The 13,245-nt window shown below is 53.8% G+C and carries 12 protein-coding genes and 1 pseudogene; 2 read left to right on the plus strand and 11 right to left on the minus strand.

Annotated features, from left to right (window positions below; all coding sequences use genetic code 11):
- From HMPREF9473_RS14490 to HMPREF9473_RS14515, 6 genes are all read right to left on the minus strand, one after another.
- On the minus strand, positions 1 to 464 hold a 464-nt coding region (locus HMPREF9473_RS14490; RefSeq protein ID WP_006780886.1), incomplete at its 3' end, for an SDR family NAD(P)-dependent oxidoreductase.
- A gap of 23 nt (positions 465 to 487) precedes the next feature.
- The gene (locus HMPREF9473_RS14495; protein ID WP_006780887.1) at positions 488 to 1,222 is read right to left on the minus strand and encodes an MBL fold metallo-hydrolase; all 735 of its coding nucleotides are present in this window, start codon (positions 1,220 to 1,222) and stop codon (positions 488 to 490) included.
- 2 nt (positions 1,223 to 1,224) lie between these two features.
- Positions 1,225 to 2,526 (minus strand): ABC transporter substrate-binding protein, encoded by a 1,302-nt coding sequence (locus HMPREF9473_RS14500; protein ID WP_006780888.1) that lies wholly within the window; start codon positions 2,524 to 2,526, stop codon positions 1,225 to 1,227.
- Positions 2,527 to 2,605: 79 nt separating this feature from the next.
- Positions 2,606 to 4,795 carry a beta-galactosidase gene (locus HMPREF9473_RS14505; protein WP_006780889.1) on the minus strand — a complete coding sequence of 730 codons (2,190 nt, stop codon included), beginning with the start codon at positions 4,793 to 4,795 and terminating at the stop codon, positions 2,606 to 2,608.
- A gap of 13 nt (positions 4,796 to 4,808) precedes the next feature.
- A complete protein-coding gene (locus tag HMPREF9473_RS14510) occupies positions 4,809 to 5,654 on the minus strand; it encodes a carbohydrate ABC transporter permease (RefSeq protein ID WP_006780890.1) in 846 nt (281 codons plus the stop codon).
- The gene (locus HMPREF9473_RS14515; RefSeq protein WP_006780891.1) at positions 5,647 to 6,546 is read right to left on the minus strand and encodes a carbohydrate ABC transporter permease; all 900 of its coding nucleotides are present in this window, start codon (positions 6,544 to 6,546) and stop codon (positions 5,647 to 5,649) included. Before HMPREF9473_RS14515 ends, HMPREF9473_RS14510 begins: the two co-directional genes overlap by 8 nt.
- Positions 6,547 to 6,893: 347 nt before the next feature.
- On the opposite strand from HMPREF9473_RS14515, the gene HMPREF9473_RS14520 reads away from it, so the two are divergent.
- Together HMPREF9473_RS14520 and HMPREF9473_RS14525 are read left to right on the plus strand one after the other, a co-directional pair.
- On the plus strand, positions 6,894 to 8,717 hold the full coding sequence (locus HMPREF9473_RS14520; RefSeq protein WP_242830805.1) for a sensor histidine kinase: 1,824 nt from the start codon (positions 6,894 to 6,896) through the stop codon (positions 8,715 to 8,717).
- Between the two features lie 33 nt (positions 8,718 to 8,750).
- Complete coding sequence (locus HMPREF9473_RS14525) at positions 8,751 to 10,304, plus strand: response regulator (RefSeq protein WP_006780893.1); 1,554 nt, start codon at positions 8,751 to 8,753, stop codon at positions 10,302 to 10,304.
- 63 nt (positions 10,305 to 10,367) lie between these two features.
- On the opposite strand, the gene HMPREF9473_RS26890 is transcribed toward HMPREF9473_RS14525, so the two are convergent.
- The 5 genes and pseudogenes from HMPREF9473_RS26890 to HMPREF9473_RS28755 form a co-directional block, all read right to left on the minus strand.
- Complete coding sequence (locus tag HMPREF9473_RS26890) at positions 10,368 to 10,724, minus strand: PIN domain-containing protein (protein WP_006780894.1); 357 nt, start codon at positions 10,722 to 10,724, stop codon at positions 10,368 to 10,370.
- Complete coding sequence (locus tag HMPREF9473_RS14535) at positions 10,708 to 10,980, minus strand: type II toxin-antitoxin system RelB/DinJ family antitoxin (RefSeq protein WP_006780895.1); 273 nt, start codon at positions 10,978 to 10,980, stop codon at positions 10,708 to 10,710. Before HMPREF9473_RS14535 ends, HMPREF9473_RS26890 begins: the two co-directional genes overlap by 17 nt.
- A gap of 236 nt (positions 10,981 to 11,216) precedes the next feature.
- Positions 11,217 to 12,491: a phosphoribosylamine--glycine ligase gene (gene purD, locus HMPREF9473_RS14540; RefSeq protein WP_006780896.1), complete on the minus strand. Its 1,275-nt coding sequence runs from the start codon at positions 12,489 to 12,491 to the stop codon at positions 11,217 to 11,219.
- A 62-nt stretch (positions 12,492 to 12,553) separates the two neighbouring features.
- On the minus strand, positions 12,554 to 13,144 hold the full coding sequence (gene purN, locus HMPREF9473_RS14545; protein ID WP_006780897.1) for a phosphoribosylglycinamide formyltransferase: 591 nt from the start codon (positions 13,142 to 13,144) through the stop codon (positions 12,554 to 12,556).
- Positions 13,138 to 13,245 (minus strand): annotated as a pseudogene (locus HMPREF9473_RS28755) (phosphoribosylformylglycinamidine cyclo-ligase); the annotation flags it as partial. The pseudogene HMPREF9473_RS28755 and the gene purN, both read right to left, overlap by 7 nt.

A 13,245-nucleotide genomic window follows, 5' to 3' on the forward strand; every position in this document is an offset into this window, starting at 1 on the left:
TGGCGGTGCGGCTGTGTCGCCCCGATGGAGGAGAAATTAATCAGACTCCCCTTCTCCCCCGCCTTCACCATCTCTCTGGCCGCTCTGGTGCAGGTATAGTAGACGGAATATAAATTAATCCGCAGATTCTCCTCCCAAAAGTCCGACGTGTACTGCAGCGCCGGCCGCGGATTGCTCACCGCCGCATTGTTCACAACGATATTCACCTTCCCAAACTCGGCCATGGCGTGGTCAAACATGGCCTCCACCTGGTCCTCATAGCTGACATCCGCCAGAAACTTTGCCACTTTTCCGCCCTTTGCCACCCGTTTTACATCCTCATAAACCGCGTCCAGCGTCTTGGGGTCCCTGGTGTTGACCAGCACGTCCGCCCCTTCCTCCGCCAGTTTCATTGCCACGGCACGCCCAATTCCACGGGCCGCGCCGGTCACGATCGCCGCTCTTCCTTTTACTCTGTCTGCCATATGTATCCCTCTCCTTCTCACGTTTAAGAAAATGGTTTCAAATTCGGCCGCTGCGGCACCTCAAAATCCCACAGCGCCTTGTCAATATGCTTCTGTCCGTCTTGCAGCGTCCACATCAGATGAGACGGGAACAGTCCGTCCACCCCGCGCCCCTTAAGACGTTTCAGCCCCTCGTAGTAATGCTCATAGTCGGAAAATGGAGCCGTCAGCACACTGACAAATCCCTGATAGAAGACTTCATCTCCCACAAATACATGGCGTCTGCCGCCAATCTCCACCTCATAGCTGGTGGAACCCGCCGTGTGCCCCGGTGTCAAAAGCGCCCGGACACGCAGCTCTCCCACCTGCATTTCCTCATCGTCCTCAATGATTCGGTCAACCCTGCTGCGTCCCATGCTGTCAAACTGCTCATACAATCCCGGCTCCGGATGCACGCCCAGCGTTTCCAAAAGCCCCTGCTCCATCACCCGCGCCTCGAAGGCGCTGGCCGCCACCTGGACTCCCAGATGCTCCCGAAGCCATGCGCTGCCATTTGCATGGTCGGGATGGGCGTGGGTTAAGAACAGGTATTTCAGTTTTCCAATATCCAGGCCGTCCTTCTCCATCTGAAGAAGGATGGCCTGGGGATTCCCGGCAAGCCCGCAGTCTATGAGGGCCAGCTCACTGCCGCCATCCAGCACATAGCAGTGGCAGTCACCGGCCGGCGTGAGCCCGAAGGCCCCGCTTCCGCATAAATGAATCCCCTGTGTCAGTTTCATCTCTAGTTCCTCTCAAAATTCTTGACGAAATCCGGGTTGGCTTCCAGCAGACGCTGATGCTGGGAATCCCACTCGTTCAACACGTCCTCCACACTGTTGCCCATATACCATTTCTGGGTGATTTCCTTCATGACATCCTTGATTCCCGGTACCCAGATTAAATCGGCGTGAGCCATCTTCTTGTCGCTGTTAAACCACTCGCGGCAGGGCTCCAAGCAGGCGTCAGGCAGTTCCTCTGCTCCAACGGCCGCCGGCATCACTCTGCCCTCGGTCGCCATGATATTGCTGCTCTCCGGAAGTAAGAACTCGGTGACAAGGGCACGCACCTCGTCCGGATGCTCGCTGGACTCCACCACATTCAATGCAAGAGCCTGGCCACAGTTGAAGGTGCGGTCCTGGTCCTCATCCTGAAGCACGGTTGGCACCATCACAAAATCAAACTCATCGCCGCCCAGCTCTCTCATACGGGTGATTTCGCTTCCGTGGGCCACCCAGAAGGCGCCCTCGCCGCGGATAAAACGCTTGATAGCCTCATCGTCGTCAACGCCCAGCGCGTCATCCGACACATACTCTTTGAGCTGGCCGTATTTGTCAAACATTTCCTGGAAGATTTCATCGGTGAATTTCAGCTCGCCGTCCAGCATCTGCTCATAGTACTTTGGATTCTCATGGCTGATCACGCAGGCCAGATACTGGAAATCAAACTGGGCCACGTTGTTGATGCTCTTTCCGGCCAGAATCATGGGATTCTCCAGCCCTTTCTCCCGCAGGGTCTGGCAGGATGCCATCAGCTCCTGGAAATTGGTCGGTATCTCAATCTCCGGATAGTTGGCCAGCACTTCCCGGTTCACAAACAGACCGCTGTACTCGTAACGCATGGGAACGCCGTAGACTTTCCCGTTCAGGGAGTTAAAGGATTTGTCCTCCTCATGGATGGATGCCATGTAGGGTTCGTCGGTGATATCCTTTAACAGTCCCGCCTGTGCAAATTCACGGACACGGGTACCGGCCTGGAACATGTAAAGGTCCGGCTCCTCCCCGGCTGCAAATTTTGCCTTCAATGTGGTGATGAAGGTGTCAAGCGCCGGCACGGATGTGATTTCCACAACCACGTTTGGATTTTTTGCCATGTAGTTTTCAATGATGTGACGCTCCGCCTCCAATACCTTGCCGTCGGCCAGTGTCATGTACTGCAGTGTCACTTTCTCCGCCTCCGTGGTCTGCTGCTCCGGAGCGGAACTGGCGCAGCCCGTGAGGGCGGTTGCCATACAAATAGCGGTTAAAAAAGCGATTCTTCTCTTCATTTCAATTTCCTCCTCTTAACAATTCTATATTTTTATCTAACCCCTGTATCTCAATCGCAAGCTGGCGCTGACTCCAAGTTTACTCTCTTCTCGTTAATTTTGCCACAACCGCATTTCGCCCTTCCAGCTCCGCCCGGATTTCTCCATCTGCCACCGCGATCGTCCCGCCCTGCCAATACAGACGCTCCACTCCGGTACAGTCATAGTTTTTCCCTAAGTTCACCTTCGTACTCTGTCCTTCCCTGGATTCGTTTATCAGCCACAGAAAAACATGTTCTCCATCGGTCTGTATCCTGGCCCGCACTTTCGGGTTGTCACAGGCGGCGTGAGCTTCCAGCCCCATCTTCCCGGCTATCCACCGGAACATCTCTCTCTGCTCCTCACAGGGATGATTTTCATACCCCAGCGCCGGGCTGGTTCCCATCAGGAACGCCGTCCCAAGGCCATACCGGTTCTCCACCGCCAGCGCCTGTGTGTCCGTTCCTTCCGTCAGCGCCTGGCAATCTTTCCCCTTTGTCAGCGTCTGGGCGTCTTTCCCTTCCGCCAGCGCCTGGCCTATGTTCCCCTCTATCATCACCTGTGCGCCCTCCGTCCGGTAAGTCTGGAGATATTCTCCGCCATAGAACGGCCGTCCTTCCCAGGAAATTGTCTCGTCCTGCAGAATATCCTGGATGAATTCCACATCCACTTCCCGCACTCCGAACACCTTATCAAGGCCAAGGTTTGGCTGAACCGTCCCCACATGGCACTGTCCGTCCAGATAGCCGGGACATCCCTCACTGAAGAGAATTCCGCCCCGCTCCACCCAGTCTGCCAGTCTCTTCGCCGTCTTTTCCTCCAGCATGACTGGCAATGGCAGATAGACCTTCCGGTACTGCTCCAAGTCGTCAATATGGACAAAATCAGGCTGATACCCCAATTCCAGGAACCCTCGGTATGCACCGGTCACAGCTGCCGAGTAGCTGTCCTTCGCCCCAAACTGGGACAGTAACAACGTCCCCCTCTGGGTCTCCGGAACCACCAGGATTCCAATCTCCCCCTGGACTGGCGCTGCCGCCAGCAGTTCTCCCTGCTCCGGTGCATTGGCCCATTTCGCCATCCGGGACGCCATCTCGGAGCGGGGCGTCGGCAGTCCGTCCATCCCGTAAGCCCCGAAGGCCCCAAACAGCGGTCCGTCCAGCAGCGGTCTCCACCGCGGACACAGAATGCCTCTTGCCCCGCCTGCCAGGCTGGTCAAATTCCACTGGCGGATATCCTCCGGCTCCGTGATTCTGCCGTCCTCCCTGGGTCTTCCAACCACCTGTGGCTGATACCACAGCGGTCCCCCCTGGGATTCCGCATGCCAGAAGTCTTTTCCCCTGGCTCCCGAGCGGGTCAAATCGAGGGCGCCCCACTGCTTGTAGGCTTCATTTCCCTTGCGGCTCTGCACGAAGGTCAGTCCGTACACCTCCACCTGCTCTCCGGCCATCCACTCGTCGGAACCTCCAAGCGCCATGTTCTCCAGGCTTTGGGCCGTCCCATGCGCCGTAATCAGGCAGTCCGGGTCCGCCGCTCTCAGTCTCTCCGTCTTCCACTTCATCTGACGGTAAGCCTGCTCCTTGCGAAACAGCAGCCAGTCATTGCACTCTGTGTACAGGGCCAGCTTTGGCGGCGGCTGAACTTCCTCCCAGGACGTCAGGCTGTAACGGTGCCACGCCTCCTTTAGCACCTCCAGCGTCCCATACCGCTCTTTCAGCCAGGCGCGGAACATCTGCTTCGTGTCCTTGCAGTAGCAGTAGTCGTGGGAATAGTTGCACTCATTCCAGACATCATATCCCAGCAGAGACGGATGTCCCTTGTACCTCTTTGCCAGCGCCTCCAGGAAATTTCCGGTCAGCTCCCGTCCGATGGCCGTATCCAGGCAGACCCCTTCATAGAAGCCGCCCACCGAGCAGCTGACACTCATTTCACTCTTTGATTTCCGGCCGTCCGCATTTTCACAGAGGGCCTCCGGGTATCTCGTGAACACCCATTCCGGAACGCAGGTCGTCATTTCCGCGATGATGGCTTTGATGTCGTACCGCTCCCCCAGTTCCATCTGTCTGTCATAGTCTTCCCAGTCATAGACGCCGGGCGCCGTCTCGATGGCCCCCCACATGAACCAGTGGCGGAAAATATTGTACCCGTCACGGCTTGCCTGGGCATAGTCCCTCTCCCAGTCCTCCCGGGGCGGATTGGATTTTCGGAAATACACCGCTCCGTAAGGCAGCTGCATTGGAATTTTTGTCATATTCTTTCTCCTCCTAACCTTTCACCGCCCCAATCATAATACCTTCCACGATATTCTTCTGAAGCAGCAGATACACGATTACAATCGGGATAATCGCCAGCGTGTAGCCGGCAAATGTCATCTCCCAGCGGGAGCCAAACTCCCCATAGAAATTGTACATGGCCACCGTAACCGTCTTTAGGGAATTGTCCGACAGCGTCAGCATCGGCAGCAGGAAATCATTCCAGACGGAGAGGAAATCCAGGATAAACAGTGTGGTGATGGCGGATTTCAACAGCGGAAACACGATGGTCCAGAAGGTCCGGTACACCGAACATCCGTCCAGCACCGCCGCCTCCAACAGCTCGTTCGGAATGGCCTTGACAAAGCCGGTCAGCATAAAGACCGCAAACGGCATTCCCATGGCGATATACACCACAATCAGTCCCAGATGGGAGTTCATCAGCCCCAGATTCTTAATCAGCCGGAGCAGTGGAACCAGCACCGTGTAGATGGGAATCATCAGCCCGGACAAAAACAGCACGTACAAGAAACGGTTGAAGCGGTTCACTCTCTTGGCCAGCGTAAACGATGCCATGGCCGCCAGCAAAATGCGGATCACCACCGATACGGTTGCCACCACCAGGCTGTTTTTGTAGACCGTTCCTAAGTTGAGCAGCTTCCAGGCATCCTTAAAGTTCTGGATGTACACGGATTTTGGAAATGCCAGCGGGGAGTAAATCAACTCCCTGGTGGTCTTCAGCGAGATGATAATCATCGCGTAAATCGGCACAAAGAACAGCACGCCGATTCCAATCATAAGCAACGCCAGTGCCCATATTTTCCAGCGTCTTTTTCCTTTTTTCGTTTCCTTATTCAAGTTTCTCCTCCCCTTTCTGGAAAAATTTAAGCTGGACAATCGTCAATATCACCATCACGATAAACAGAATCACCCCGATGGTGGTGCCATAGCTGCCCCTGGAATAGAAGAAGGATTCCCGGTAAATGTTCAGCGCTATCGTCATGGTCGAGTCCCCCGGTCCCCCGTTTGTCAGGGCAAATATGGAATCAAAATCCTTCAGGCTTCTCTCAAACACCAGGATAAAGTTGATGGTGAAGGTGGGAGCAATCATGGGCAGGATGATATGCCGGAGCTGTTTCCAGTAACCGGCGCCGTCCACCGCGGCCGCCTCACACAAATCCTGGGGCACGTTCTGAAGCCCTGCCAGGTATATCATCATGGTCCATCCGGCGCTCCTCCAGACTGTCACAAAGGCGGCGGCAAAGATGGCCCACTTCTCATTTCCCAGAATGTTGTTTCCCAGAACCCCCATTCCCAATACCTTACCCATCTTCATCAGCGGGTCCGAGAACAGGAAGCTCCAGATATATCCAACCACCAGCGGGCTGAATAGGGACGGGAGAAAGAATACCGTCCGAAGCACATTGCGGGAGCGGAATTTCTGGTTCAATGCCAGCGCCAGGGCCAGCGCCACCACGTTCTGGGCGATGGTCACCGCGATGGTGTACTTCATCGTGGCGATGGTGCTGTGGAGCACGTAGGTGTCCTTAAAAAAGGTAACATAGTTTTTCAGCCCCTGGAAATGATAGGTCGCCGAGATTCCGTCCCAGTCCGTCATGCTGAAGTAAATCGCCTGTATCAGAGGCCAGATGACAAACAGCAGGAACAAAAGCAGCGCCGGCAGATAGAGAGAAATGTAGGAAAGCTCTCTCTTTATGTAGTATGGATTTCGCAGTTTCTTTGCGTTCATCACTGGTCCCCCTTTTCGTATTCTGTGATTGCTTTTTGTGATTCCTTTTCTTGTATCCACAGTATAACATGGTCATTATTTACATGAAATGGAGCCATTTTTTATCTTTTTTGTAACTTTTTTATATTTTTGGCAGTTTGACGGTATTTTCCGGTTGTTTTTATTCTATTTTTTCGGTTTTCTTTTCCGTTTTGTGTATTATCTTTGGATTTTGATAAAAACCGGAGGCATTTTCAAAAATAATACACATTTTCATGAAGGGTTTTTATTTCTTTTTTGTACATTTTGACAGGTATGGGGGAAGAAATGTCTGGACAAGCCATTTCTTGTCCTCTATAATAAGGTGCATGAATAAGGAGGTTGCCATCGACAACATGAACATACACAACATGATTTCACGCCTCAACACACGTACCATCTCCTTCCGCCTGACCGTCCTGTGTCTGACGGCCGCCGCCACCATATCCATCTGCATCAGCGGTGTACTGATCGGCCACATTTCCGGACTGGTCCGGGAGGAAAATGAAACTTATCTGGATAACCTGTTGGACAACCTGACCTCTGGCATTGACACGACACTCTACAATGCCAGCCAGGTGGACCGGATGCTCCTAAACCACGTGGATATCCAGGATATTCTGCTGCGCTCCCAAAGCCCGGATTATACGGCCCAGGATTATCTCCACGACAGTGAGAAAATTGCCATTATTATGAACAGCCTTTCGGTGACCGAAGGCATTTTCTATACCTCCTTCTACTCGGGGTCGGGCCGGTTTCTGTTTGACGGAAGCTCCTCGTCCCATCCGGTGACCAGGGATTTGTTCGCTGAGCCGTGGATTCAGGAGCACCGGGAGGCCATTGACAGCCGGTCCATGTTTTTGATATCTCCCATCCATGCCCCGAAAGGATTTTACGGGAACTTCAAACCGTTTATGGTAATGCGGCCGTTGAAGGACATCATCACCAAGGAGGTCACCGCCTACGTGGTGGTTTACGCGGACAGCAGCGAGTTCCAGAGTCTGCTTCTCAAGAACCTCCAGGGCATCTCCAGGGACATCCAGACGGGACCGGTGCTGTCCATCCGTCTGGCGGATACGGACGGCATCATCATCGCCTCCACCAACAAGGACGAGTACGGCCGCGCCATCGGGGATTTTGCGCAGCCGGAGCATCTGCTGTCGAGACAGTCCCAGTATTCGGGATTCACGGTCTATATGGAGCCGTCGCCCACCTATCTCTCCCACGCGCTGCGCACCACCCTGGTGCCGATTCTGGGGATTCTGGCGGGGATATTGCTGGTCTTCGGACTGCTGATTATCACCCTGCTCCGGTGGATGCTGCTCCCGCTCAAGAATCTCACCGCCAACATGCGGCTGGTGGGCCGTGGCAATTTCAAGCTGCGGCTGGACGAAAGTCTGTGCCGGGATGACGACATCCGGGAGGTGTATCACGGCTTTAACCATATGACAGGAAAGATTGACAATTTAATCACAAATGTGTATGAGCAGCAGCTCCTTTTGAAATCGGCCCAGCTTCAGAGTCTGACCTACCAGATTAACCCGCATTTTCTCTACAATACCCTTCAGACCATCGAGGCGATTGCGGAGGTGAGGGACACGCCGGAGGTGCAGACCATCGCCACCTCCCTGGCCCAGATGTTCCGGTATAATTTAAAGCCGGAGAATTTTGTTCCGCTGTCGGATGAGCTGGCTCATCTGGAGGCATACTTCTCCATAGAGCGCATCCGTTTCCGGAACCAGATTACCTTTGCGACGGATTTGGCGCCGGAGCTGTTCTCCCTTCCGGTCCCCAAGTTTGTACTGCAGCCCATTGTGGAAAATGCCGTGATTCACGCCTTCCACCGGATATCGGGCGATGGCAGCCAGGTGACAATTACCGGGGAAATTGTCTCGGAGACGAACCTGGTTCTCCACGTGTCGGACAACGGTGTCGGCATGGAACCGGAACAGGTGGAGGCGTTGAACCGGAAGCTTAAGGACGCGGGCGCCGCACCGGCCATCCAGGCGAAAGAATCCATCGGACTCATCAATGTCCACCAGCGGCTTGTCAACTGCTGCGGGCCGGATTATGGACTGACCATCGTATCCCAGGCGGGCGTGGGGACCCGGGTGGATATCCGGCTTCCCTACTCTCCCCATGACACTCACTAATCACTTGACACATTCAGAACAGGAGGATTTCCCATGTTATGCGTACTCGTAGTGGACGATGAAGAATGGATTCGGCTTGGCATCGTCAGCAAACTCAAGAAAAGCCGATTTGATTTCCGGGAGATTCTTCAGGCACAGAGCGCGGAGCAGGCGTTAGAAACCGCGCTGGAGCGGCGTCCTGACATCGTTCTGTGTGATATCCGGATGGATGGGATGGACGGGCTTGTCTTCAGCAGAAGGCTGTTGGAATCTCTGCCCGACACCAGAATTGTGATTATCAGCGGTTACAATGATTTTGCCTATGCAAAAGAAGCCATCCGGCTTGGCGTTGTAGATTATCTTTTGAAGCCAATCGACGCGGACAGCTTAAACCAGGCGCTGGAGCGGTGCATCCGCCAGCTGACGGAGAAACACCAGAACCGCTGTGCCATAACGGCGGTGAAAAAAGCGCGGCAGCGCAAGGCGCTGCGCTCCGTGGCCGCGGAACTGCTCGAACAGGACGAGCCGGACTATGGGCGGCTGTTTGGCGCATACACGGGCGGCGGATTCTTCCAGGCGGTTGATTTCTACCTGGATATCTCCTGCTCTCTCTCAGCTGATACCCTGGACGAGCATATAGGGAAACTGTTCCATGGTCTTGTATTGGGGGAAAATTTGATTTACTACGAGAACCGGCGCAATGAGTTCCTGATTGTGCTGTATACGCCTCCCGGCGGAACCGGGTACGAACCGGATGCATTTGTCCAAACGCTGGAATCCTCCCTTTGCACGGAGATTTCCTCCATCTCGCCACACCAGTATACCTTCGGTATCAGCGGGCCTTCCCCGGATTTTGGGGAGGCGGTCCACGAGGCAGTATGCTGCATGAAGCACCGGGTCCTCTGCGCCGGCAAGAGCCGGATTCACCAGGATGATATATCGCCCTTTTCCTCCGGCAAAATTGACGGGGCCTTTCTGTCCGACTTGAAGGAGGTTTTATGCCGTAGGGATTTGCAGCACTTGGAACCGGTGTTAAAATCCATGTATGCCTCCATTGAGTCCTCCTCCGTCTCCTACGAATCGCTCCAGAGTCTTTACCTCCGGGTGCTCATCCTGCTGCGGGAGCATGTATCCCTGCCGTCTGCCAGGCCGCTTCAGATGCCCCCTGAGATTTATTATTTTTCCTCTGTCTGGGACTGGATTGATTTTCTCAAGGAACTGCTGACCCGCTACTTTGAGGAGGACCAGCCCATCTCCGGCGGCGCCGACCCCCGGCTGGAACTGGTGGAACAGGTCCAGTCCTACATCCGGGAAAACTTTGCCAAGAAGCTGTCCCTAAGCGAGATTGCCCAGCAGCAGCACATCAACTACTGCTATTTAAGCCTGCTGTTCAAGGACGTCGCCAAGGTCACCTTCCAGGACTACTTGATGGACGTCCGCCTAAACCACGCCTGCCAGCTTCTGCAGACAGGGAAATACAAGGTCAAGGACGTGGCCGAGCTGTCCGGCTTCTTCGACCAGCACTATTTCAGCAAAACCTTCAAAAAAGCCACCGGATACACTCCAAGAGAATACCAGGTGGCGAAGCAGAAGGAGACGGAGAATTAACCTCCGTCCGCACGTCAAAAAGGCGCTCTGTATTTACTACAAAGCGCCTTTTATAAAGTTCCTTTACAACATTTTATTTAATTTTTTATCGAAACTCACCACGTCGTCTCCCAATATCCTATGTCTTGCAATCAGTATACAGTCTACAAAATCGAGGGATGTCTCTGAAAACAAGGATAATGCCTCATAAACAGCATCCTGATTCTCCACAAACACCTCATCAAGAAATTCTATCAGAGTTCTTCCAATCTCATCCCGTTCTATGTGGTATACACCTTTCAGCACATATACCACCTCTGCAATAACCTCAGGCAGCGTAAACGCTCCATCTTCTATTACCTGTCTGGCTTCCTCTGACATCTGGGGATGGTCTCCCAAAAGATATCTTAATATAACATTTGCATCAATCAGTTTTCTCATGCTTTCCTACCATTGCCCTTTCGTACGCACCTTCTTCCTTTGCTGCCAGCTTCATATCCGCATATTTAGAGAGACGGCCATAAGTACTTTTTTTATTAGCAGTCACAACAAAGGGCATCCCATTTTCCTGAATACTCTGTTTTGCAAAGATGCGCACCGCCTCTGCAAAAGATGTTCCCATATCCCGATACAAAGCTTCCACTTTCTCTTTTAATTCCGCATCCATCCGAACCTGCAAAGTTGCCTCTTTCGCCATATCATCGCCTCCTTTTTGTAATACAAATGTACTACTTTTTTTTATTCTTGTCAATCATATGCTCTGACTAAACTAAACTTTCTAATTTGGTGCAGTACGTCGGAAATTCCGACACACAGAATTTTTCTCACTACACTTCAGGCAATATAAAAGACGCCCATTTTCTGGGCGCCTCCTACTGCTTATAATATAATTTACTACCAATTAAAAAATTTATTCTGATTCTAATTGATTACTTACGCTTCATCAATCGCCTTCCCAATATCACCACGCATATACTTATTATCAAACGCAATCCACTCCGTGGCCTCGTAGGCGTTAGCGCGGGCCTCTTTCAGGGTGGCTCCGGTGGCGGTGACGCCGAGGACTCTTCCGCCGTTGGTGACGATGTCGCCGTCGGCGTCGAATTTGCTGCCGGCGTGGAAGACGTAGTAGCCGTCTTTGTCACGGAAGGTGTCAAGGCCGTGGATTTTGAAGCCTTTTTCGTAGTGCTCCGGGTAGCCGGCGGAGGCCAGGACGACGCAGACGGCGGCGTTGTCCTCGAACTCCAGTTCCACTTTGTCCAGTGTTCCGTCGATGCAGGCTTCGAAGACATCCACGATGTCGTTCTTCATCCGCGGCAGCACCACCTGGGTCTCCGGGTCTCCGAATCTGGCGTTGTATTCCAGCACCTTGGGGCCGTTCTTGGTCAGCATCAGGCCGAAGAAGATGATTCCCTTGAACTCCCGGCCCTCCGCCTTCATGGCGTCCACCGTTGCCTGGTAGATGTGCTTCTGACAGAATGCATCCACCTCGTCCGTGTAGAAAGGGCTTGGGGAAAAGGTTCCCATGCCGCCGGTGTTCAGTCCCTGGTCCCCGTCCTTGGCCCGCTTGTGGTCCTGGGCGGAGGTCATGATCTTGATGGTGTTTCCGTCCACAAAGGAGAGCACCGACACTTCCCGTCCCGTCATGAATTCCTCCACCACAATCCGGCTGCCTGCGGCTCCAAACTGCTTGTCCAGCATCAGCGCTCTGACGCCGTCCTTCGCCTCCTCAAGCGTATTGCAGATCAGCACTCCCTTGCCAAGAGCCAGACCGTCCGCCTTCAGTACGATAGGCATCTTCGCTGTCTCCAGATAGGCCAGCGCCTCCTCCGGGGAATCAAAGGTCTCATATCCGGCGGTGGGGATATCATATTTCTTCATCAAATCCTTGGAAAATGCCTTGGACGCTTCCAGAATGGCCGCGTTTTTCCTCGGTCCAAATACCCGCAGTCCCGCCGCCTCAAAGGCGTCCACCGCCCCGGCCGCCAGCGGGTCATCCGGGCCGACGATGGTCAAATCTATCTTCTGCTCCACGGCAAATGACGTCAGCTTCTCAAACTCCATCACACCGATATCCACACACTCGGCATACTCCGCTATCCCCGCATTGCCCGGTGCGCAGTAAATCTTCTCCACCTTCGGGCTCTTCGCCACCTTCCACGCGATGGCATGCTCACGTCCGCCGCCGCCTACAATCAGTACCTTCATTCTCTTCCTCCTTCAAGCAAAAACAGGGGACGGGGCATATTACCTTCCGTCCCCCATCAATATCAGGTTCCATTCGCAATCATATCAATCGCCTGCGGAAGTATCACCCACTCCGCCTGCTCCATCACCCGGCGCTGCAAGGTCTCCGGGGTATCCCCCTCCTGCACTTCCACCGCCTTTTGTAAAATGATAGGTCCGGTATCCATCCCGCTGTCCACATAGTGAACCGTGGCTCCCGTCACCTTCACCCCGCGGGCCAGAGCCGCCTCGTGAACCTTCAGGCCATAATACCCGACGCCACAGAAGGACGGAATCAGCGACGGATGAATATTGATAATCCGTCTCTCATACTTCTTTGCCATCGCCTCCGGTATCGCCACCAAAAATCCAGCCAGCACAATCAAATCCAGCTGAAACTCATCCACCTTTTGAAGCAGCGCCTCATTAAATGCCTCCCGGCTCTCATACTCCTTCGGTGACATGCAGACCGCCTGAATTCCATGGTTTCTCGCCCGCTCCAGGGCATAAGCATTCCGGTTGTTGCTGATGACCACCTCCACTTTGGCATTTCGGATGCTCCCATTGTCGATAGCATCCAGAATAGCCTGAAGATTGGTCCCGCCGCCGGAGACCATCACGCCGACTCTCAGCATAATGTCACTCCCTTTTCGCCGGCCTCAATGCTTCCAACCACATACGGAGTCTCGCCAGCCGCCTTGATGGCTTCCACCGTCTTCTCCACATCCGCCGGATT

Source organism: Hungatella hathewayi WAL-18680 (assembly GCF_000235505.1).
GTDB classification, from domain to species: Bacteria; Bacillota; Clostridia; order Lachnospirales; family Lachnospiraceae; genus Hungatella_A; species Hungatella_A hathewayi_A.

Bases quoted from the DNA above. Each gene is read 5' to 3' on its own strand.
- HMPREF9473_RS14495 (WP_006780887.1), bottom strand. From the start codon at position 1,222: ATGAAACTGACACAGGGGATTCATTTATGCGGAAGCGGGGCCTTCGGG.
- HMPREF9473_RS14500 (WP_006780888.1), bottom strand. From the start codon at position 2,526: ATGAAGAGAAGAATCGCTTTTTTAACCGCTATTTGTATGGCAACCGCC.
- HMPREF9473_RS14505 (WP_006780889.1), bottom strand. From the start codon at position 4,795: ATGACAAAAATTCCAATGCAGCTGCCTTACGGAGCGGTGTATTTCCGA.
- HMPREF9473_RS14515 (WP_006780891.1), bottom strand. From the start codon at position 6,546: ATGAACGCAAAGAAACTGCGAAATCCATACTACATAAAGAGAGAGCTT.
- HMPREF9473_RS14520 (WP_242830805.1), top strand. From the start codon at position 6,894: ATGAATAAGGAGGTTGCCATCGACAACATGAACATACACAACATGATT.
- HMPREF9473_RS14525 (WP_006780893.1), top strand. From the start codon at position 8,751: ATGTTATGCGTACTCGTAGTGGACGATGAAGAATGGATTCGGCTTGGC.
- HMPREF9473_RS26890 (WP_006780894.1), bottom strand. From the start codon at position 10,724: ATGAGAAAACTGATTGATGCAAATGTTATATTAAGATATCTTTTGGGA.
- HMPREF9473_RS14535 (WP_006780895.1), bottom strand. From the start codon at position 10,980: ATGGCGAAAGAGGCAACTTTGCAGGTTCGGATGGATGCGGAATTAAAA.
- purD (WP_006780896.1), bottom strand. From the start codon at position 12,491: ATGAAGGTACTGATTGTAGGCGGCGGCGGACGTGAGCATGCCATCGCG.
- purN (WP_006780897.1), bottom strand. From the start codon at position 13,144: ATGCTGAGAGTCGGCGTGATGGTCTCCGGCGGCGGGACCAATCTTCAG.